The sequence below is a fragment of the Hylemonella sp. GW821-FHT10B10 genome, assembly GCF_059415585.1.
The window spans coordinates 44,312-64,499 of sequence record NZ_JBWKNN010000002.1 but is presented as its reverse complement, the minus strand read 5'-3'; the positions used below and the strand labels follow the sequence as shown (position 1 = coordinate 64,499).

Here is a 20,188-nt window from a genome sequence, read left to right as displayed (position 1 = left end):
CCATGAACGACAGCACCGCATCCCAGGCTACGCAGCGCCCCGAGCTGCCCGACCACCTCTCCATCGATCCGCGCAGTCCGCACTATGTGGCGGCCGTGTTCGAGCACGACGTGGGCATCACCTTCAACGGCAAGGAACGCAAGGACGTGGAGGAGTACTGCATCAGTGAAGGCTGGGTCAAGGTGCCCGCTGGCAAGACGCTGGACCGCAAGGGCAACCCGCTGATGCTCAAGCTCAAAGGCAAGGTCGAGGCCTTCTATCGCTGAACCATCCCCTGCACCCGCCGTCGCAAAAGGTTGCGGCAAGAAAAAAGAGGAGCGTGATACACGCTCCTCTTTTTTTATATGACTCCGCGCTGCCGGCATCCATAAGCCGGCAGCGCGGGGAAAGGTCGCCTCAGGCGGGGGCCTTGTCCTTGCTGACGGTTTTCTTCGCTGCCTGCATCACATGCTCGGTAGCCTGCACGGTATGGGTCTTGGCTTTTTCAACATGGGTTTGGGCACCCGTCTGGTCGCCGGAACCCAGCAGTCGGGCGGCATCCTTGTGGCACTTGGCTGCCTGCTCAAGGTGGTCGGCGGCCTGCACGTGATGCTGTTGCGCAGTCTGAGCGGAAGTGGTGTCGTGGTTTTTGGTTTCGTTGAGAGTCATTTCATATCTTTCAGATGGAGAGAGAGCTTCGAGATGCACGCCATGGCATGACGTCCATTTCATCTTTTCGATTTCAAGCGAATTGATCTGTCTGTTTGCCCACATAGATGGAGAAGATCTTTCATCTTTCCCCGGTATGTTTGTCAGCGCACAGATCAATCTCGCCAAGCGGCGCAGAGTGAGACATCGATGAATGGTTTGTTCCCAGTTCATCCGGATGTGCCCCTGGAAGGACAAGCCCGGGGTGCCGACGCACCGTCTGCCGGGACTTTCCGGTCCAACCCACCAGGGGAAGAAAATGAACAGATTCGAAAACGCAAACCGACCCGCTGCGCATTGGCTCATGGCCGCGCTGGCGGCTGCCGTGCTCGCCGCGTGCGGGGCAGGCAGCAACAGCAGTTCCACGCCCGCCACCCCGGTGAATTCCGGGCCAGCAGGCGCATCCCCGACCCTCGGCACGGCGGGCACCTACGGCATTTTTGCCAGCAGCGCGGCGATCACCCTCGCTGCGAATTCTTCGGTCAATGGCAATGTGGGATTGAACCCGGCCGGTGCCTGCAACAACTGCGTGGTCGGTGTGACGGTGCTCAACGGCGTGGTGCACAACGGCGACCAAGCGGCGATTGACGCGCAAACCGCCTTCAACGCGGCCTACATCGATGCCGCCAACCGCAGCACCAATGCCTGCGCCATCGTCGACGGCGAACTCTCCCACGCCCAGGCTGCCTGTGCGGGCGTGACCAACGGTCCCATCTATGTGCCGGGGCTGTATCGCACCGCCAACCCGATCGGTGTAGGCAACACCTTCAACATCACCCTCAACGCGGGTGGCAATCCGGACGCGGTCTTCATCTTCCAGACCGGTGCTGCCCTGACCACGGGGACCAGCAGCACAGTCACCCTGACCGGTGGCGCGCAGGCCAAGAACGTGTGGTGGATGGCGGGTAGTGCAGCCACGCTGGGCGTGAGCTCCGTCTTCAAGGGCACGGTCATCGCCAACGGCGCCGCCGTGCAGGTGCTGGGCGGTACGGCTCTGAACCCCACCGTGGTGGAAGGGCGCCTGTTCTCGCACGCAGCGGGCGTGGTGCTCGACACCTTCTCTTCGGTGACCGTGCCCCAGTAAACGGTACACACCGTCAGTGACAAGCCATTCCCTTGTGACACAAGGGAGTGGCTTTTCTCATGGGCTTGCATGCACGGCTCGCAGCCCGATCGGTCGCTTCTGTGCGTCAGCAGACGGCAGGCGTCGCACGCAAGGCCTACAAACGTCTTGCACATTGTTGTCATCACCAAAGGAAACGCATCATGAATCATCTTCGGAAGTCTCTTTCGGCCATTTGCATGGCCACCGGCGCGCTGCTTGCGGCAGTCAGCCCTGCATGGGCCCAGGTCTCGCTGGGAAGCGCTGCGGCTTTCTCCGTGCTTGGCGGCACCAACGTCACTTGCACCGCAGGTGTGGTCACCGGCGACATCGGTGTTTCCCCCGGCAGTGCAGTTCCTTACACCAATACCGGCTGTACCGTGACGGGGGCGATACCTCCCGCGACGAATGCGGCAGCAGTCCAGGCACGTACGGATTTCCTGAGCGCCTATGCTGCGCTCCAGTCCCAGGCGTGCACCCAGGTGCCCGGTAATCTGGCGAACCAGAACCTCGCGCCCGGTGTCTACTGCACCGATGCAGTCGCCAAGGCGGGTACCTTGACACTTACCGGGCCTGCCAACGGCGTCTGGATCATTCTTGTGAATGGGGCCTTGACCGGCACCAACTTCTCGGTTGCCATGGCCGGTGGCGCTCAGCCTTGCAACGTTTACTGGGCGCCCAGCGGCGCCGCAACCCTGACAGATTCGGCGCTCAAGGGCAACATACTGGCAGGGGACGCCACCATCGGATCCATCACCTTGACGCGCGGCACGCTGGCTGGCCGGGCCTTGTCCAACGTGGCCTTGACCATGACGGGTGCCAGCATCATTGGCTGCGGCGCGCTGTCGGTGCCAGGGATGCCTTCGTGTCACGACAGGGATCACCATGGCCATCGCGGTCATGGTGACGCCAACGATTGCGGGCACGACGCTGGCAAGCACGACCGCGATTGCGATGCTCCGGGCTCGGGACACAGCAACAATCCGTTCAAGCCCAACGACCGGAATGACAAGTCGGGTGGCAAGGGCGGCAGGAGCTGAGCACGTTGGAGGGGTCGGTTTGTCGCTGACGGCAAGCTGACCAATTCCTGTGGCTGCACCTGTTATTGTTGCGATACGCATTCCCTTGAGTGAATGTGTCGTTTACATCGTTGAACCCTAGGAAATCTGAATATGAACAAGTTGCTCGCTGCCCTGATCGCCGGCCTGTTTGCCGCAGGTACTTACGCCCAGGCTCCTGCTCCTGCCGTGGCACCGGCACCGGCGGTCGCACCGGCACCGGCCGTGGCCCCCACCAAGCCCGAGACCAAGCCCGAAGCCCGTGCTGACAAGAAGAAAAAGGCCAAGGCCAGCAAGTCGAGCAAGGCCAAGAAATCCAAGAAGAAGGCCGAGATGAAAGAAGAAGCCGCCAAGTAAGGGCTGCTGCTGTCTTTGCCGAAAAGCCCGCCTTGGCGGGCTTTTTTCATGGCGGCGAGGTTTGGGGTCGTCTTACACTCAAGGCTCTGAATATGACCTCCGTTTCGCTGTACCGCGCTGTGATGGGAGATGCGTTTGACCGTCTGGCCGGGCCCGTGCGCCGGTTTCACAGCCTGGCAGGTCGCCATGAGCTGCATGGCTGGGTGGACGTGCGCGCACCTGGCTCCTGGGCAGCCAGGCTCCTGGCCATCTGCCTGGGAGCGCCGAACCGATCTGCGCAGGGGCCCATCCGATTCGAGCTGTTGGCGCAATCCGGCGCCGAGACCTGGACGCGCTTTTTTCCGAACAGGACGATGAGCTCGGTTCTGAAGAAGGACGGGATCCGCGTCACGGAAAAACTCGGCGCTTCTCGTCTGGCGTTTGAACTGGTGGAGGTGGCCGGAGCACTCGAAATGCGTTTGAGGACCTTGCATTTCTGGGGCCTACCTTGCCCGCGCTGGCTGATGCCGGAGATCACGGCCCGGGAAACGGGCGAAGCGGACAGGCTCCATTTCCACGTTCAGGCCTCGGTCCCTGTGATCGGCCTGGTCGTCAGTTATCGTGGTCACCTTGTGGTTACAGCGCAGCAGGGAGCAAGCCGGTGATCGTTGTGTTTGATGCCCAGTGCCTGCTCTGCGATGGCTGGGTGCAATTCCTGTTGAAGCACGACCGCCAGGGCGTGTTCCAGTTCGCTTCCATCCAGGGCCAGGCCGGCCAGGCGCTGCTCGCCCAGGCAGGCCTGCGGGTAGAAGGCCTGCAGACACTGCTGCTGGTGGATGGGCAGAAGACCTGGCAGCACACGGCCGCCATTCTGCGGGTGCTGCATGGCCTGGGCTGGCCTTGGCGCCTGGCCTGGGTCGGGTGGCTGGTCCCGGCCCCCTTGCGCGATGCGCTGTACCGGTGGATCGCCCGCAACCGCTATTGGATGTTCGGTCGCTCCGACTCCTGTTTGCTGCCGGCGCCGGAATTCGCGTCGCGTTTTCTTCCCTGAGCAGCCTGCGGCCGCTTCAGTCCGCGCCGACCAGTCGGGCCTTCACGCTCTTGCCCTTGACCTTGCCGGCATTGAGCCGGGCCACGGCTTCACTCGCGATGCTGCGCTCCACGGCCACGAAGGTGCAGAACTCGGTGACATTGATCTTGCCGATCTGTTCGCGGGTGTAGCCGGCCTCGCCGGTCAGCGCGCCCAGCACGTCACCGGGACGGATCTTTTCCTTGCGGCCGCCGAGGATCTGCAGGGTCGTCATGGGGGGCAGCAAAGGTTCCTTGCTCGCGGGTTTCAGTTCGTCCAGCTTGTGCCAGACGGATTCCTGCGTCTGGTACTGCTCGATCTTGCCCACCGCCCCCATCTCGTCCATGCTGGCCAGACTCAGGGCCAGACCGGATTCACCCGCGCGGCCGGTGCGGCCGATGCGGTGCACGTGCACTTCGGGGTCGGGCGAGATGTCCACATTGATCACGGCTTCGAGTTGTGTGATGTCCAGCCCGCGTGAGGCCACGTCGGTGGCCACCAGCACGGAGCAGCTGCGGTTGGCAAACTGGGCCAGCACCTGATCGCGTTCGCGCTGCTCCAGCTCGCCGTACAGCGCCAGCGCGCTGATGCCCTGGTCTTGCAGCAGGGTCACCAGTTCCTTGCAGCGCTGTTTGGTGTTGCAGAAGGCCAGGGTGCTGACCGGGCGGAAGTGCAGCAGCAGCTGCGCCACGGCCTGCAGGCGATTCGCACGCGTCACCTCGTAGAAGCGTTGCTCAATCTTGGGGGCACTCTGCTTCGTTTCCACCTTGACCTGCTGCGGATCGCGCAGGAACTGGGTCGCGATCTTGGCGATGCCTTCGGGGTAGGTGGCCGAGAACAGCAGGGTCTGCCGCTCCTTCGGGCACTGCTTGGCCACGGTGGCGATGTCGTCGAAGAAACCCATGTCCAGCATGCGGTCGGCTTCGTCCAGCACCAGGGTGTTGAGGGCGGTCAGGTCCAGGGTGCCGCGCTGCAGGTGGTCCATGATGCGCCCCGGCGTGCCCACCACGATGTGGGCGCCGTGCTCCAGACTGGCGCTCTGCATGCGCAGTGGCACGCCGCCGCAGAGGGTGACGATCTTGATGTTGTCCTGCGCGCGCGCCAGGCGCCGCAGCTCCACGGTCACCTGGTCGGCCAGCTCACGCGTGGGGCACAGCACCAGGGACTGCACGGCAAAACGGCGCGGGTTCAGGTTGGTCAGCACCACCAGGGCAAAGGCGGCGGTCTTGCCGCTGCCGGTCTGGGCCTGGGCGATCAGGTCTTTGCCCATCAGTGCCAGGGGCAGACTGGCGGCCTGGATCGGGGTCATCGCGCTGTAACCCAGCTGTTGCAGGTTCTCCAGCATGGCGGGGCTCAGGGGCAGGGTGCTGAAGGCGTTGGGCGTGGACATGCCCGATTATCGGGCTTCGCTGCGTGGGGGATTGCACAAGCCCTGTGCAATGAAGCGGCGGGCCCCCTAGACTACGACCTTCCGAAAACCGACACGAGGAGTCCCTGATGATGAACCGCGATCTGGAAACTGAATTCAAGGCCCTGCTGCCGGGCCAGAGCACGGAGGCGGGCGCCACGCGCCGCACCGCTCTCAAGACCGCGCTGGGCGTGGGATATGCCGCTTCCGTCATGCCCATCATGGCGCAGACCGCGATCAAGACCCCGACGGACGGCCTGACCGTGGGCGAGGTCACCATCGATGTGAAGGGCTACAAGATGCCGGCCTACCGCGCCATGCCAGCCGGCGGCAGGAACCTGCCCGTGGTGCTGGTGCTGTCCGAGGTCTTCGGTGTGCACGAGCACATTGCCGACGTGGCCAACCGCTTCGCGCGTGCCGGCTACCTGGCCATTGCCCCCGAGCTCTTTGTGCGCCAGGGCGATGCGCAGAGTTACGGCGAGATCGCCAAGCTGATCGCCGAGGTGGTCTCCAAGGTGCCCGATGCCCAGGTGCTGGGTGACCTCGACGCCACCGTGGCCTGGGCCGGCGCCAACGGGGGTGACCTGGCACGTGTGGGCGTCACGGGCTTTTGCTGGGGCGGCCGCCAGACCTGGCTCTACGCCGCGCACAGCAAGTCCATCAAGGCCGGTGTGGCCTGGTACGGGCGTATCACCGGCAACCAGAATGATCTGACGCCGAAGAACCCGATCGACATCGCGGGCGTCATCAACGGCCCCGTGCTGGGCCTCTACGGCGAGGCCGACACCGGCATCCCGCTGGCCGACGTGGAGAAGATGAAGACCGCCCTGGCCGCAGGCAATGCCGCTGCCCGGGCCTCGCAGTTCGTGGTCTACAAGGACGCGCCCCACGCCTTCCACGCCGACTACCGCCCCAGCTACCGCAAGGAGGCTGCCGACGATGGCTGGAAGCGCTGTCTGGCATGGCTCAAGCAGCACGGCGTATAGCACTCACTTGCAGGGGCCGTTCACGCGCGGCCCTTTTCTTGCGTGTTCCGGGGCTCCTTGACACGTCTGCGAGAATCGGAACATGACTCTTCTTGCGATCCTTCTCGGCACGCTGGCGGCCGGCATCGGCAGCGTCTGGCTGGCCGCGGCCCTGAGCTTCGGCGTGTTGGCACGCTACACCCAGCACATGCTCAGCCTGGCGGCCGGTGCCCTGCTGGGCACGGCCTTTCTGCACCTGCTGCCCGAAGCCTTCGAGAGCGGTCTCGAACCGCAGGCGCTGTTCCTCACCTTGCTGGTCGGTGTGGTCTTCTTCTTCCTGCTCGACAAGGCCGAGCTCTGGCACCACGGGCATGAGCACCACCACGACGAGGCGGCCGATGCGCATGACCATGCTCACGCGCACCACCACGGTCACCACCATGACCACGGCCATGCACCGGAGCGCATGGCTGGCGGCTGGACCGTGCTGGCCGGTGACAGCGTGCACTGCTTTGGCGACGGCATCCTGATCGCCTCGGCCTTCATGGCCGATCTGCGCCTGGGCGTGATCGCAGCGCTGGCCGTGCTGGCACACGAGGTGCCGCACCATATGGGCGATCTCATGGTGCTGCGCAAGAGCAGCGGCACGCGTCAGGCGGCGCTGCTCAAGGTCACGCTGGCCGGCGCCATCACCGCCCTGGGCGGCCTGGTGGGCTACTGGCTGGTGGACCTGCTGCGCGACTACCTGACCTACTTCCTGGTGGTGGCGGCCAGCAGCTTCATCTACGTGGCCCTGGCGGATTTGATCCCCCAGTTGCAGAAGCGCCTGAGCCTGTCCGAGACTCTGGCCCAGATCGCCTGGCTGTTCGCGGGCATCCTGCTGGTCACCGTGGCCAGCGCGCTGGCGCACGCACACTGAGGCTCGCATGAAATTCAAGATGAACGAGCGCTCGCTCTTCGCGGTGCTGCTGCGCTCGCCCTGGTGGGTCAGCCTGCTGATCTCCCTGCTCATGTCCACGGTCGCGTTTGCCCTGCTGTCGCGCGAGTACGCGATGGTGGTGACGCTGGGCACCTTTCCCTTCCTGGTCGTGGCGGCTGTCGCGGCCTGGCGCCAGTGGCGTGCACCGGGCGCAGCCCGGCTCGACGCCGCGCTGGCGAGCGCCGCGGCCATGAACTGGCGTGACTTCTCGGCCTGGGTGCAGCAGGTCTACACGCAACAGGGCTATACGGTCACGCGCCTGGAAGGCGAGGCAGCGGATTTCCGTATCGAACGTCAGGACCAGGCCAGCCTGCTGAGCTGCCGCCGCTGGAAGGCAGCCACCCATGGTGTGGAGGCCTTGCGTCTGCTGCAGGCGGCTTGCGAGAAGCAGGGTGCGCGTGGCGTGTACCTGAGCCTGAGCCCTGTCTCGGATGCGGCTGAGCCCTATGCCCGGGCGCAGGGCCTGCAGCTGGTGTGCGGGCAGGACCTGGCGCTGCTGCTGGTGAAGTAAAGAAATACACAGGCTCTTGCAAGCCCGGTGATCACACCCATTTGCGACAGACGACCATGACTTCCATTCTCAAGACGATTTTGGGCCTGTTGCTGCGCATCGTGCTGGCGCTCATGGGCCTGGTGTTCCTGCTCAGCCTGCTGGCGGCGGGTCTGCTGCTGTTGATCTTCTGGGGCCTGCGCGCGCTCTGGGCCCGGCTCACAGGCCGGCCCGTGCAGCCCCTGGTCTTCACCCTCCTGCGCCGTGCGCAATGGCAACGCTTTTACCGCCCGGGAGCGGGGCAGTCCTCGCAGGACGTAGACGTGATCGACGTTGAATCGCGCCAGGTCGACGGCCCAGCCTCGGACCGCTTGGGGCGTTAGCCCGAAGCGTTCTCCAACGCCGGGTTCCACACCACTTCCCACAGGTGCTGGTCCGGGTCCTGGAAATAACCGGCGTAACCACCCCAGAAGGTGACCTGAGCGGGCTTGACGATGGCCGCGCCGGCCTGCGCTGCCCGCTTCATTACCGCATCCACCTCGCTACGTGAGGCCACGTTGTGCCCCAGCGAGAGCCCGGTGGGGCAGGGCGGGGTGAGAGGCAGGCCGCTGTCCCGCGCCAGGCTGCTGCGCGGCCACAGGGCCAGCTTGAGTCCGTGCTGCAGGTCGATGAAAACCACGGCCCCGTGCTCGAACTCGGTGCCGATGATGCCCTCGGTGGCAAAACCCAGGCCATCGCGGTAGAAACGCAGCGCGCGTTCCAGGTCCTCGACGCCCAGGGTGATGACGGTGATACGCGGCTTCATGTCCGCAGTCTAGCGCCGCAGCTTCAAAGCAGGCGGAAAGCCAGCACCGCCACCAGGGTGGGTGGCAGCGCGCCCAGCAGCAGGCCCAGCGGGTTGATCGTGTTGTCTTCGAACTTGCCGCGCAGGATGGAAACGCCCGCAGGGTTGGGTGCATTGGCGATCACCGTCAGGCCGCCGCCGGTGACCGCACCGGCCACCAGAGCCACCTTGAACTCGTCGCTCAGCCCTTGCACCAGTGAGCCCAGGTAGGTCAGGGCCGCATTGTCGGTGATGGCGGTCAGCCCCATGGCCCCGTAGAACACGGCCGTGGCGTCCATGCCCATGAGCACCGGTTGCAGCCACCACTGCTGCAGGCCACCCAGTACCACCAGGCCCGCCAGGAAAAAGGCCACCAGCAGGGCCTCACGCAGGATCAGACGGTCCTGGTGCCGTTCGTAGGCGTGGGCGAAACCCATGAAAAAGAGGAACAGGCCCAGGAACACCGGCGGGTAGTGCGCAAACAGCACGACCGCCAGCAGGAAGAGCAGGTGCACCAGCACCACGGTCCAGGGTACGGCGGGGCCCTGGCTGTCAGCGACCTGTTCCACGGCGCCCAACTCCTTGCGGAACAGCAGCGTGACCAGAGCGGCGTTCACGAGTACCGCGATGGCTGCCTTCCAACCGAAGGTCGAGGCCATGAAAGCCAGGTCCCAGTTCCAGGGGGCGGCCACCATCAGCACCGGGGGCGCGGCAAAGGGCGTGAGCGTGCCGCCGATGGAGATGTTGACGAAGAGCACGCCCACGGTGGCGTACTGCAGGCGGCGCGAAACCGCCCGGGCAAACAGCGTGTCGCGCAACATCAAGGCGGCCAGGGTCATGGCGGCGGGTTCGGTGATGAAGGAACCCAGCAGGGGCACCAGGGCCAGCAGCAGGAAGTACAGCGCCACGCCGCGCTGCAGCGGAAGCCGCTGCGCCAGCCAGCGCACTAGCGCGCCCGCGCATTGCAGCACGGCGCGGGTGCCGGCGATCACCATGATCACGAAGACGAACAGGGGTTCGGTGTAGTTGCGGCTGTCCAGATAGGCCGTGGTCTCCTGCTTGCCGCTGAGCGCGAACATGCAGACCACCAGCACCATGGCCCAGAAGCCGAACACCACCTCCACTTCGCCGAGCAGATGCCACAGGCCCGCATGGCGCGGCTGGGTATGCGCCAGATGTTCGAACAGCTTGGTCGAGAAGGTGTGGACGATGGCCAGTGCGAACAGCACGGCAGCGAGAATCTGGATGATGGTCGGGGGACTCATGACCCGACGATACCCCGGAATAGGCCTTGCGGTTAAGCTCCACGGCGTTTTGCTCATTTCACACGTCTTATGCCCAGCTGCTCGCGTTCCCCTTTGCCTCCCCTGTTCCTGTCGCTGAGTCTGGCCGGCGCCGGGGCCCACGCCCAGAGTTTCGATGCGGTCCGGCTCGCGCCGCTGCCGCCGGGACAGGACGGCGGGCGCATAGGCGCAGCAGTCACTTCCGGTTCACAGTACCGCGGTTCGGAAGAGCGGCGCGATCGGCTGGTGCCCGTGATCGACTACCAGTGGAGCAACGGCTGGTTCGCGGGGGGCGGCAGCGGCGTGGGCTACAACGCCTCGTCGGACCGTGCGCAACAGTACGGTGCGCGCCTGACCTATGACTTCGGCCGTGATGCGGGCGGTTCCGAAGCCCTGCAGGGCATGGGCGACATCGAAGGCCGGCCGGAGATCGGCGTCTTCTACAACCGTTTCTGGGCTCCGGGTTTCGCCTTCACCTCCTCGCTACGCTACGGCGCGGGCACGCAGCGCCACGGTCTGGTGGTGGACCTGGGTACGGGATGGTCCACGCCGCTGGGGGCGCAGACCCGCCTGGGCCTGGGCCTGGGGCTGAGCTGGGTGAATGCCGACTACATGCAGGACTTCTTCGGTGTCACGGCAGCGCAGTCGTCCACCAGCGGTTATGCCGTGTCCAACCCCGGTGCGGGGTGGCGCAACGCCCATGCCAGCCTGGCACTTACTCACCGGATCAGCCGCGAGACCTCGGTCTTCAGCGCGCTGAGTTTTCAGCAACTGATGGGTGAGGCGCGTGACAGCGTGCTGACGCGCCGCGCCAGCAGCCTGGGTGGCGTGGTGGGCGTGGCCTATGCCTTTTAAGGCCTAACCGCGCGCGACCGGGCGCGCCGCTTCGCCGCACCATTCGCTCCAGCTGCCGGCGTAGAGCGCGCCACGGCCCAGGCCCGCGATTTCCATGGCCAGCAGATTGGGCACGGCGCTCACCCCGCTGCCGCAGTGGTGCACCACGGTGGACGGGCGACGGTCTCCCAGCAGGGCCGTGAACTCGGTCTTGAGCTGTTCGGCCGACTTGAACTTGCCATCGGGCCCCAGGTTCTCGGCAAAGGGGCGGTTCAGCGCGCCGGGAATGTGGCCGGCCACCGGGTCCAGCGGCTCGACCTCGCCGCGAAAACGTGCCGGGGCGCGGGCGTCGATCAGGGTCTGGTCGGGCAGTTCCAGGTGCTTGAGTACGTCTTCGGTCGTGGCCAGCCGGGTGCGCGGCGCGCCGGCCTTGAAGTTGCTGGGCACACGCGGCAGGTCCGGGCCGGTGGCCACGGGGCCGTTGACGGCCTCCCAGGCCTGCAGGCCGCCGTCGAGCACGGCCACGTTCTCATGCCCTATCCACTTGAGCATCCACCAGAGGCGGCCGCAGTAGTTCGCGCCCTGGCGGTCGTAGACGACGGCCTGCATGTCGCTGGCAAAACCCATGCGGGCCAGCCAGGCCGCAAAGATCTCGGGCCTCGGCAGGGGGTGGCGGCCACCATTGACGGCCTGGGTCTTGTCTTTGGCGCTCAGGTGCCGGTCCAGGTCGGCGCGCACCGCACCGGCAATGCGCAGGCGTTCGTACTGGGCGTCACCCTCGGCGGGTTTCATCAATTCGAAGCTGCAGTCGAACACCATCAGGGGTTTGTGGTCGTGCACCAGATGTTTGAGCTGCTCGGCGCCGATCAGGGTCGTGTACATCAGTGTTCCTCGGCGGGAGTATTGGGAATGGCGCGTTCGCGCAGGAAGGTGGCGGCCACGCCGCTGGCGACGATGAGCGCAATGCCCAGCCAGCCGTAAAGCGGAATCTTGTCGCCGAAGAGGATCAGGCTGTAGAAGGCGGCAAAGACGATGCCCGAGTACTGCAGGCTGGCGACGACCAGGGTATGACCTCGGCTGTAGGCACGGGTCATGCACCACTGGCCCAGCGAAGCCAGGATGCCGATGGGCAGCAGCCAGATGGCTGCGTGCCAGTCGATCTGGTTCCAGGGGGTGAAGCCGGTCCACAGGATGCCGGCCAGACCGGTGACCGCCGTGCCTACGGCAAAGTAGAAGACGGTGCGGCCTTCGGGCTCGCCCGAACGGGCCAGTGCCGTGACCTGCATATAGGCCAGTGAGGCGCTCATGCCCGAGAGCAGGCCGATCACGCCGGCAAAGAGCTGGTTGTGGTCGATGGTGGGGCGCAGTGTGAGCACCACCCCCGCAAAACCCAGCAGCACAGTGGTCAGCAAAGGGCCCTGGCGCTCGGTCTTGCCGTAGAGGATGGCGCCACCCACGATGAAGGCCGAGACCCAGATGCCGCTCATGTAGTTCAGCGTCATGGCCGTGGCCAGAGGCAGGTAGGCGATGGCATAGAACCAGGCCGTCAGCGAGGCCGCTCCGATGATGCTGCGCCAGATGTGCATATAAGGCACGCTGGTGCCCAGCTTGATGCCACGGCTGCGCAGGATCAGGCCCAGGAAGACGATGCTGATCAGGCCGCGGTAGAAGACCAGCTCGAAAGTGCTGAAGGAGGCGGAGGCGTATTTAACCGCCACGCCCATGGTGGCGAAGAAGAAGGCCCCGAGGACCATCCAGAGGGCTTGCATGTCAATCTCGATTCAAGGTGGGCTTACAGGCTCATCTGCCGGCGATACCACTCATGGAAATGCTGCATGCCATCTTCCATGGGGCTCTGGTAGGGGCCAACCTCGTTGTCGCCCCGCTCGAACAGGGCCTTGCGGCCGGCGTCCATGCGCTCGGCGATCTCGTCGTCCTCGATGCAGGTTTCCATGTAGGCGGCCTGCTGGGCTTCGACGAACTCGCGTTCGAAGGCGGTGATCTCTTCGGGGTAGTAGAACTCCACCATGTTCAGCGTCTTGTTCGGGCTGATCGGGTGCAGGGTAGAGACGGTCAGCACGTGCGGGTACCACTCGACCATGATGTGCGGGTAGTAGGTCAGCCAGATTGCGCCGCGCTCGGGCTTCTGGCCGTTGCGGTATTTCAGCAGGGCATCGTGCCAGCGCTGGTAGACGGGTGAGCCCGGACGCTCGAAGGCTTCCGAAACGCCCACGGTCTGCACCGAGTAGTTGTCCTTGAACTCCCAGCTCAGGTCTTCGCAGGTTACGAAGTGGCCCAGGCCCGGGTGGAAGGGGCCCACGTGGTAGTCCTCCAGATAGACCTCGATGAAGGTCTTCCAGTTGTAGTTGCACTCGTGCAATTCCACGCGGTCCAGCGTGAAGCCGGTGAAGTCGAGCTGCGCGCGCGGGCCCATGCCGGCCAGGTCGGCCTCGATGTTGCGACCGTTGTCCTCGAACAGCAGGCCGTTCCACTCGCGCAGCTTGTAGTTGTTCAGGTTCAGGCAGGGGTCCTGCGCGAAATGCGGCGCGCCGATGAGCTGGCCCTGGGAAGAGTAGGTCCAGCGGTGCAGGGGGCAGACGATGTTGCCGCCGGCGCTGCCGGGCTGGGTCTGGTTCAGCGAGCCGCGGCCCTTGAGCATCACGGCCTGGCGATGCCGGCAGACGTTGGAGATGAGTTCCACGCCGGAGGGCGTGCGCACCAGGGCCCGCCCTTCCTTTTCCTGGGGAAGAGCGTGGTAGTCACCCACTTCGGGGACGCTGGCGGCGTGGCCCATGTAACGCGGGCCGCGCTGGAAGATCTGCGCCATCTCGCGCTGGAACAGCGCTGCGTCGAAGTAGCTGGAAACTGGTAGTTGGCTGTGCGCCTGCTGCAGTTGAAGACTTAAATCAGACATGGGTGACCTGACCTAAAGACTCCCCACAGGGAGGGTACGCCCAGAGGCGCCTGGAGGACATGAAAAAGGCCCGGGAGAGCATCCCAAGCCACAGGTGAGCAAAGGATTGTACCCCGGGGGCTGGCTGCAACTGAAAACGGAAGGCCGCCCGCTGCCCGCACAGGCCCGCCCTGCGCCTAAAATGCAGGGTTTGCACTCCGGACTCCCCATGCCCAAGGCCACCCCCTCCACCGCTCCCGCCGGCACGCCTGCCAGCTACGAGGCGGCCGTGCAGGAACTCGAACAGTTGGTCAGCCAGCTGGAGTCCGGCGAGCTGCCGCTGGCGCAACTGCTCACCGGGTACCAGCGTGGAGCCGAACTGCTCAAGTACTGCCGTGAGCAGCTCACCGCCGTGGAAGACCAGATCAAGGTGCTGGATGAAGGCGCCCTCAAGACATGGACACCCGAGTGAACGTCAAGAAGGATTTCGAGTTGCGCGCCTGGAGTGCGGAACGGCTGGCGCGCGTGGAGCGCGCGCTGGAAGCCTGGGTAGCGGCCGATGCGCCGGCCGGCCTGGGCGAGGCCATGCGTTATTCGGTGCTCGATGGCGGCAAGCGCCTGCGCCCCCTGCTGGTGCTGGCGGCCAGCGAGGCCGTGGGCGGCAACGAATGCGCCGCCCTGCGCGCGGCCTGCGCGGTGGAATTGATCCACGCCTATTCCCTGGTGCACGACGACATGCCCTGCATGGACAACGACGTGCTGCGCCGGGGCAAGCCCACGGTGCATGTGAAATACGGCGAGGCCGGGGCCCTGCTGGCCGGTGATGCGCTGCAGGCCCTGGCCTTCGAGCTGCTCACCCCCGTCGATGACGGCGTGCCCGAGGCCATGCAGGCGCGTTTGTGCCGCCTGCTCGCGCAAGCGGCCGGCAGCGCGGGCATGGCCGGCGGCCAGGCCATCGACCTGGCCAGCGTCGGACTGAAGCTTGATGAAAACGAATTGCGCCAGATGCACCGCCTCAAGACCGGCGCCCTGCTGCAGGGCAGTGTGCTCATGGGGGCGACCTGCGGTGAGCTGAGCGCTGGCGAGCGCCAGGCCCTGTCCGATTACGGCGCCGCCATCGGTCTGGCCTTCCAGGTCGTCGACGACATCCTCGATGTCACGGCCGATTCCGCCACCCTGGGCAAGACGGCCGGCAAGGACGCCGAGCAGGACAAGCCCACCTATGTGTCCCTGCTGGGGCTGGAGCGTTCGCACAGCTATGCGCAGGAGTTGTATGCCCAGGCATTGCAGGCGCTGGAGACCAGCGGCCTGGCCGATACGCGTGCCCTGCGCGCCCTGGCCGACATGGTCGTGAACCGCGCGAACTGAACGAGTTGAGCATGACTTCCGCTACCTATCCCCTGCTGCAGACGATCAACGACCCGGCCGACCTGCGCAAGCTCTCGCGTGCCGACCTGCGCACCCTGGCCGACGAGCTGCGTGCCTATGTGCTGGAGAGCGTTTCCAGGACGGGGGGCCATCTGAGCTCCAACCTGGGCACCGTGGAACTCACCGTGGCGCTGCACCAGGTCTTCAACACACCGTATGACCGTGTGATCTGGGACGTGGGCCACCAGACCTACCCGCACAAGATCCTGACGGGCCGGCGTGAACGCATGGACACGCTGCGCCAACTCGGTGGCATCAGCGGTTTTCCGCAACGCAGCGAGAGCGAATACGACGCCTTCGGTACGGCGCACAGCAGCACCTCCATTTCCGCCGCCCTGGGTATGGCCCTGGCCGCACGCCAGAAGGGCGAGGACCGCCACGCCATCGCCGTGATCGGCGACGGCGCGATGACGGCCGGCATGGCCTTCGAGGCGCTCAACCACGGCGGTGTCGAAGACTGCAAGCTGCTGGTCATCCTCAACGACAACGACATGTCCATCAGCCCGCCCGTGGGCGCGCTCAACCGCTACCTTGCGCAGCTCATGAGCGGGCGTTTCTATGCGGCCGCCAAGCAGGTGGGCAAGCAGGTGCTCAAGGGGGCGCCGCCCCTGTTCGAGCTGGCCAAGCGCTTCGAGGAGCACGCCAAGGGCATGGTGGTGCCAGCCACGCTGTTCGAGAAATTCGGCTTCAACTACATCGGCCCCATCGACGGGCACGACCTCGAGTCCCTGATCCCCACGCTGGAAAACATCAAGCACCTGCAGGGGCCGCAGTTCCTGCATGTGGTCACAAAAAAAGGCCAAGGCTACAAGCTGGCCGAGGCCGACCCCGTGGCCTACCACGGCCCTGGCAAGTTCGACCCGGCCGTGGGCCTGGTCAAGCCCGCCACGCCCCCGAAGCAGACCTTCACGCAGGTCTTCGGCCACTGGCTGTGCGACATGGCCGAACAGGACGAGCGCCTGGTGGGCATCACGCCGGCCATGCGCGAAGGTTCGGGCATGGTGGAGTTCCACCAGCGCTTTCCCCTGCGTTACTACGACGTAGGCATCGCCGAGCAGCATGCCGTCACCTTTGCCGCCGGCCTGGCCTGCGAAGGGCTGAAGCCTGTCGTGGCCATCTACTCCACCTTCCTGCAACGCGGCTACGACCAGCTGATCCATGACGTGGCCCTGCAGAAACTGCCCGTGGTCTTCGCGCTGGACCGCGCGGGCCTGGTCGGTGCCGACGGCGCCACCCACGCGGGCAATTACGACATCGCCTACCTGCGCTGCATTCCCAACCTGGCCGTGGCCTGTCCGGCCGACGAGCGCGAAAGCCGTCAGTTGCTGTCCACCGCTTTCGAGCAGGACCATCCCGTGGCCGTGCGCTATCCGCGCGGTGCCGGTGCGGGCGTGGCACCTCTGCCAGGTCTGGAATCCCTGCCCTATGGCAAGGGCGAGGTGCGTCGCGAAGGCAAGGGCATTGCGATCCTGGCCTTCGGTACGCTGCTGTATCCCGCCCTGGCTGCAGCCGAGAAGCTCGGTGCCACGGTGGTGAACATGCGCTGGGCCAAGCCGCTCGACGTGGAGTTGCTGCTCAAGGTGGCCGCGACGCACGAGGCCCTGGTCACGGTCGAGGAGGGCGCCATCATGGGTGGTGCCGGCAGCGCGGTGGGTGAAGCCTTGCAGGCGGCGGGTGTGCTCAAGCCGATCCTGCAACTGGGCCTGCCCGACGTCTTCATCGAACACGGCGACCCGGCCAAGCTGCTGGCCCTGCAGGGCCTCGACGCCGCCGGCATCCAGGCCTCGATCGAACGGCGCTACCCGGCGCTGACGGCCCAGGCCAAGCCCGCACTCAAGGTCGTGGGCTGAAGTCCCTGGGGCGGCTGGTCGTGGGCGGGCTTGCTCGACGGCGGACCGACCCCGACAGGGTTCACTGGGCGGTCTGCCGGTTGCGCTGCTCCATCTCACGTCGCTCCACACAGCTGGGGTGTCGCGCGTAGCGGGGCTTGTCGCACTGCTCTTTCATGCAGTTGAGGTAACCGAGCAGGATGCGCCCCTGGCATTCCTTGCTCGGATCCTGAGCACCGCCGCTGGCCGGGGTGCCCGTTGCGGCCTTGCCCGAGGTCTTCGGGTTGTCGCCGGGGCGCGGGGTCTGCACTGTGGTCTTGCCCGCGGGCGTCGTGTCCTTGACCAGGGCCGCGGGTTCGGGGGGCGGCACCACTGTGCGAGACAGGCCGAGGTAACCGACTGCGGTTGCTGCCAGTACCGCCGCAGCGACGCCTCCCAGAATCCAGCCACGCTTGCCACGGGCCGGTGCGGCCACACTGCGCTCATCGAAGGGGGCTTCATCCTGCCTGGTGGTGACGGCTTCCTGCAGATGTGCCGTTGCGCGCGGCGCCAGCTTGCGTGTGGCGTCGGGATCCTCTGCATCCGCGTGGCCCGCAGCTGACGCGGATATTTTTGTCGTCGGCCCGTCGGTGTCCTTGTCCGTTTCCAGGTCCGTCGACACGATCTCTGCCAGCCGGGTGCTGGTGCCGATGCCGGACTGGGAGCCGCTGTGTCCACCCCCGGGATGGCTCAGGCGCTTGATACGCCGGCGCGCCAGGTCGGCATAGATGCCGGAGGGAAACTTGAGCAGGAAATCCTGGAACTCATCGACGTCGACCGAGTCCTTGATCTCCTTCCAGTAGACCAGTTCCACCTCCTGCGTCACGGTGGAGCCGGGCAGGCCCGACATGCTGCCCGAACTGGTGCTGACCAGGGACTCGCCCTTGATCACGGTGGAGGTCCAGGTGGAGCTTTCACCCGAACGTGGGGGCGCCTTGGGCGGTGTGATGGTGGTGTCGGCCGCCGAACCGGTGGCGACCTGCAGCGCGGTGTTGAATTCGTGAGCGGTCGGGTAGCGTTCGTCCCGGGATTTGCTCAGCGCGCGCGCGACGAGCTGGTCGATGGCCGGCGGCAGTTGAGGGTTGATGGTCGAGGGCGCCGCCGCTTCCTCCGAGACGATCTTCTGGATGATCTCATAGTCACCCGTGCCGTCGAAGGGACGGGTCCCGGTGAGCAGCTGGTAGAGCACGATGCCCGCCGAGAAGAGGTCGGAGCGCGAATCGATGGGCAGGCCGCGCAGTTGCTCCGGCGACATGTACTTGAGCGTGCCCACCATGGTGCCTTTGGTGCGGGTGGCCTCGCCCGAATCCTGGATGCGGGCGACACCAAAGTCCGTGAGCTTGATGCGGCCGCTGGCTTCGATCAGCAGGTTGGCCGGCTTGATGTCGCGGTGCACGATGTTCTGCTGGTGCGCATAGTCCAGCGCCGAGAGCAGATCGCTCATGATGCTGGCAGCCTGTTGCAGGGTGTAGCGCACCCCCTGGTCCAGGTGATGCTTGAGGTCCTCGCCCTGGATGAATTCCATGACCAGGTAGGCGATGTCGCCGTCGCGGTCGGAATCGTAGACGCTGACGATGTTGGGATGCTGCAGCCGCGCGGCGGAACGCGCTTCGGTGCGGAAGCGGATTTCGTATTCGGCCGCCTCTTCGCTGGTCAGGTTCTCGACCTTGATGGTCTTGATGGCCACCCGCCGGTCCAGGTTGGGGTCGCGTCCCTCGTAGACCAGGCCCATGGCCCCCTTGCCCAGGACCCGGACCAGTTCGTAGCGCCCCAGTGTTTTCTGGTTCATGGCTTGGGGCCCAGGGTCTTGACCGAGAACGTGATCGACGGGGCGTCTTCCTCTTCCCGGGCACAGCCCAGCACGATCTGGCCACTGCCCACCAGATAGCATTCGGTGCGCCGCAGCTCCAGGGCTTCGTTCTGGTTGCCCAGGTAGACCCAGGTGCCGAAGCTGGAGGCGTCGGTCAGTAGAAACTGGCCGCCGCGCCACTCCAGCGTCGCGTGCAGGCGCGAGACCCGGGGGTCGTTCACATGCAGCGCCGCGTCGGCCGCACGCCCCAGGGATATCTTGCCGGCCTTGGCATCCAGTCGCAGCCGCTTGTCCCCGAAGGCCAGCTCCAGGTACTCCTCGCGCCGGGGCGCAACCGTGGAGCGTCCGATCATGGTGGCTTCGCCGTCTCGGCCTTCCTGCCATTCGACGCGGTAGACATGGCTGGATTCGGTCTTGCCGCGCAGGTACATGGGGCCCATGCTGCGCAGCGCGGCGCGTTGCACCGGGAAAATGGCGTTCCAGACGCTTTCGGTCGTGAGGATCTGCGAGGCGCCGGCCAGGTCGGCCAGGCGCGCGGCGGAGTTGACCGTGTCGCCGAAACAGTCGCCTTCGATCTCGACGACCTCGCCGCTGTCGATGCCGATCTGCAGTTCCACGGGGGCGCCGCTGCCACCAGGCCGGATCTGTTTTTCCAGCAGGTGGTTCTGCACCTGGATGCAGGCTGCCAGGGCCTCGCCTTCGTGCTGGAAGACGACGAAGAGACCGTCGCCGAGCACCTTGACCACACGGCCATGGTGTTGCCCGAAGATCTCGCTGAGCGTGCTCACCAGTTGGGTGACGAACCGGGAGGCTGCTTCATCTCCCAGTCGCTCGAAAAGACTGGTGCTGCCTACAAGATCAGCAAAAACGACGGTGGCCATCAAACGCCCGGGTTGGTTGGGGTCTGCCCACACTGTCTTGGGAAATCGGTGTGAACAGGCCAGCAGGGGCCATCACTCAACCGTCGGCCGCGCTGATGCCCCATCTTCGAGGAATGGTACCTGAAAAGCCTGGGCGACCCCCTGGTCTCCTGGTGGCGGGCCGGCTCCGATCCGCAGGGGTTTGCGGCTATTACCTAGGGTTTCCCCGGGCCCGGGGGCATACACTAGGGGGCTTCCCTGCACGCAAGGTGCAGGGAAATCTGCATCACTGAAC

23 protein-coding genes are annotated in these 20,188 nt (G+C 65.5%); 14 read left to right on the top strand and 9 right to left on the bottom strand.

Annotated elements, in window-relative coordinates; translation table 11 throughout:
* Positions 1-2 precede the first annotated feature (2 nt).
* Positions 3-266, top strand: a complete 264-nt coding sequence (locus tag AC07NT_RS10455) for a DUF3297 family protein (RefSeq protein ID WP_498599087.1) — start codon at positions 3-5, stop codon at positions 264-266.
* A 130-nt stretch (positions 267-396) separates the two neighbouring features.
* On the opposite strand, the gene AC07NT_RS10450 is transcribed toward AC07NT_RS10455, so the two are convergent.
* On the bottom strand, positions 397-861 hold the full coding sequence (locus tag AC07NT_RS10450) for a hypothetical protein (RefSeq protein WP_498599088.1): 465 nt from the start codon (positions 859-861) through the stop codon (positions 397-399).
* Between the two features lie 85 nt (positions 862-946).
* Here AC07NT_RS10450 and AC07NT_RS10445 point away from each other — a divergent pair, with 85 nt between their 5' ends.
* The 5 genes from AC07NT_RS10445 (at position 947) to AC07NT_RS10425 (ending at position 4,234) form a co-directional block, all read left to right on the top strand.
* Positions 947-1,771: an ice-binding family protein gene (locus AC07NT_RS10445; RefSeq protein WP_498599089.1), complete on the top strand. Its 825-nt coding sequence runs from the start codon at positions 947-949 to the stop codon at positions 1,769-1,771.
* A gap of 182 nt (positions 1,772-1,953) precedes the next feature.
* The gene (locus tag AC07NT_RS10440; RefSeq protein WP_498599090.1) at positions 1,954-2,829 is read left to right on the top strand and encodes an ice-binding family protein; all 876 of its coding nucleotides are present in this window, start codon (positions 1,954-1,956) and stop codon (positions 2,827-2,829) included.
* Positions 2,830-2,961: 132 nt separating this feature from the next.
* Positions 2,962-3,204 carry a hypothetical protein gene (locus AC07NT_RS10435; RefSeq protein WP_498599091.1) on the top strand — a complete coding sequence of 81 codons (243 nt, stop codon included), beginning with the start codon at positions 2,962-2,964 and terminating at the stop codon, positions 3,202-3,204.
* A gap of 92 nt (positions 3,205-3,296) precedes the next feature.
* Positions 3,297-3,848: a DUF4166 domain-containing protein gene (locus AC07NT_RS10430; RefSeq protein WP_498599092.1), complete on the top strand. Its 552-nt coding sequence runs from the start codon at positions 3,297-3,299 to the stop codon at positions 3,846-3,848.
* Positions 3,845-4,234 (top strand): thiol-disulfide oxidoreductase DCC family protein, encoded by a 390-nt coding sequence (locus AC07NT_RS10425; RefSeq protein WP_498599093.1) that lies wholly within the window; start codon positions 3,845-3,847, stop codon positions 4,232-4,234. The genes AC07NT_RS10430 and AC07NT_RS10425 overlap by 4 nt, the downstream gene beginning before the upstream one ends.
* Positions 4,235-4,250: 16 nt before the next feature.
* Here the strand turns inward: AC07NT_RS10425 and dbpA are convergent, their stop codons facing one another.
* Positions 4,251-5,642: an ATP-dependent RNA helicase DbpA gene (gene dbpA, locus AC07NT_RS10420; protein WP_498599094.1), complete on the bottom strand. Its 1,392-nt coding sequence runs from the start codon at positions 5,640-5,642 to the stop codon at positions 4,251-4,253.
* 107 nt (positions 5,643-5,749) lie between these two features.
* Between dbpA and AC07NT_RS10415 the strand changes: the two genes are divergently transcribed.
* The 4 genes from AC07NT_RS10415 (at position 5,750) to AC07NT_RS10400 (ending at position 8,477) form a co-directional block, all read left to right on the top strand.
* Complete coding sequence (locus AC07NT_RS10415; RefSeq protein ID WP_498599095.1) at positions 5,750-6,646, top strand: dienelactone hydrolase family protein; 897 nt, start codon at positions 5,750-5,752, stop codon at positions 6,644-6,646.
* Between the two features lie 82 nt (positions 6,647-6,728).
* A complete protein-coding gene (locus AC07NT_RS10410; protein ID WP_498599096.1) occupies positions 6,729-7,544 on the top strand; it encodes a ZIP family metal transporter in 816 nt (271 codons plus the stop codon).
* 7 nt (positions 7,545-7,551) lie between these two features.
* The gene (locus tag AC07NT_RS10405) at positions 7,552-8,115 is read left to right on the top strand and encodes a restriction endonuclease (protein ID WP_498599097.1); all 564 of its coding nucleotides are present in this window, start codon (positions 7,552-7,554) and stop codon (positions 8,113-8,115) included.
* Positions 8,116-8,171: 56 nt separating this feature from the next.
* A complete protein-coding gene (locus AC07NT_RS10400) occupies positions 8,172-8,477 on the top strand; it encodes a hypothetical protein (RefSeq protein ID WP_498599098.1) in 306 nt (101 codons plus the stop codon).
* On the opposite strand, the gene AC07NT_RS10395 is transcribed toward AC07NT_RS10400, so the two are convergent.
* Together AC07NT_RS10395 and AC07NT_RS10390 are read right to left on the bottom strand one after the other, a co-directional pair.
* Entirely contained in the window at positions 8,474-8,899 is a 426-nt protein-coding gene (locus tag AC07NT_RS10395; protein ID WP_498599099.1) for a VOC family protein, read from the bottom strand. The two genes, AC07NT_RS10400 and AC07NT_RS10395, sit on opposite strands and share 4 nt — an antisense overlap.
* 23 nt (positions 8,900-8,922) lie before the next feature.
* Positions 8,923-10,182, bottom strand: a complete 1,260-nt coding sequence (locus AC07NT_RS10390; RefSeq protein ID WP_498599100.1) for a putative Na+/H+ antiporter — start codon at positions 10,180-10,182, stop codon at positions 8,923-8,925.
* Positions 10,183-10,275: 93 nt separating this feature from the next.
* On the opposite strand from AC07NT_RS10390, the gene AC07NT_RS10385 reads away from it, so the two are divergent.
* Positions 10,276-11,055, top strand: a complete 780-nt coding sequence (locus AC07NT_RS10385) for a MipA/OmpV family protein (protein WP_498599101.1) — start codon at positions 10,276-10,278, stop codon at positions 11,053-11,055.
* Between the two features lie 3 nt (positions 11,056-11,058).
* On the opposite strand, the gene AC07NT_RS10380 is transcribed toward AC07NT_RS10385, so the two are convergent.
* Genes AC07NT_RS10380 through AC07NT_RS10370 form a run of 3 tightly spaced genes read right to left on the bottom strand, consistent with a single transcriptional unit; the run spans position 11,059 to position 13,948 of the window.
* Positions 11,059-11,916 (bottom strand): sulfurtransferase, encoded by an 858-nt coding sequence (locus AC07NT_RS10380; protein WP_498599102.1) that lies wholly within the window; start codon positions 11,914-11,916, stop codon positions 11,059-11,061.
* Entirely contained in the window at positions 11,916-12,803 is an 888-nt protein-coding gene (locus AC07NT_RS10375; protein ID WP_498599103.1) for a DMT family transporter, read from the bottom strand. The genes AC07NT_RS10380 and AC07NT_RS10375 overlap by 1 nt, the downstream gene beginning before the upstream one ends.
* A 23-nt stretch (positions 12,804-12,826) precedes the next feature.
* Complete coding sequence (locus AC07NT_RS10370) at positions 12,827-13,948, bottom strand: aromatic ring-hydroxylating oxygenase subunit alpha (RefSeq protein ID WP_498599104.1); 1,122 nt, start codon at positions 13,946-13,948, stop codon at positions 12,827-12,829.
* A 208-nt stretch (positions 13,949-14,156) separates the two neighbouring features.
* On the opposite strand from AC07NT_RS10370, the gene xseB reads away from it, so the two are divergent.
* From xseB to dxs, 3 genes are read left to right on the top strand one after another with little or no spacing between them, the layout of a single operon-like run.
* Complete coding sequence (gene xseB, locus AC07NT_RS10365) at positions 14,157-14,399, top strand: exodeoxyribonuclease VII small subunit (protein WP_498599105.1); 243 nt, start codon at positions 14,157-14,159, stop codon at positions 14,397-14,399.
* The gene (locus AC07NT_RS10360; protein ID WP_498599106.1) at positions 14,384-15,295 is read left to right on the top strand and encodes a polyprenyl synthetase family protein; all 912 of its coding nucleotides are present in this window, start codon (positions 14,384-14,386) and stop codon (positions 15,293-15,295) included. Before xseB ends, AC07NT_RS10360 begins: the two co-directional genes overlap by 16 nt.
* A gap of 11 nt (positions 15,296-15,306) precedes the next feature.
* Positions 15,307-17,205 (top strand): 1-deoxy-D-xylulose-5-phosphate synthase, encoded by a 1,899-nt coding sequence (gene dxs, locus AC07NT_RS10355; protein ID WP_498599107.1) that lies wholly within the window; start codon positions 15,307-15,309, stop codon positions 17,203-17,205.
* Positions 17,206-17,266: 61 nt separating this feature from the next.
* Here dxs and AC07NT_RS10350 read toward each other — a convergent pair whose 3' ends face one another.
* Together AC07NT_RS10350 and AC07NT_RS10345 are read right to left on the bottom strand one after the other, a co-directional pair.
* Complete coding sequence (locus tag AC07NT_RS10350; protein ID WP_498599108.1) at positions 17,267-19,012, bottom strand: serine/threonine protein kinase; 1,746 nt, start codon at positions 19,010-19,012, stop codon at positions 17,267-17,269.
* Positions 19,009-19,914, bottom strand: a complete 906-nt coding sequence (locus tag AC07NT_RS10345) for an adenylate/guanylate cyclase domain-containing protein (RefSeq protein ID WP_498599109.1) — start codon at positions 19,912-19,914, stop codon at positions 19,009-19,011. The genes AC07NT_RS10350 and AC07NT_RS10345 overlap by 4 nt, the downstream gene beginning before the upstream one ends.
* Positions 19,915-20,188 lie beyond the last annotated feature (274 nt).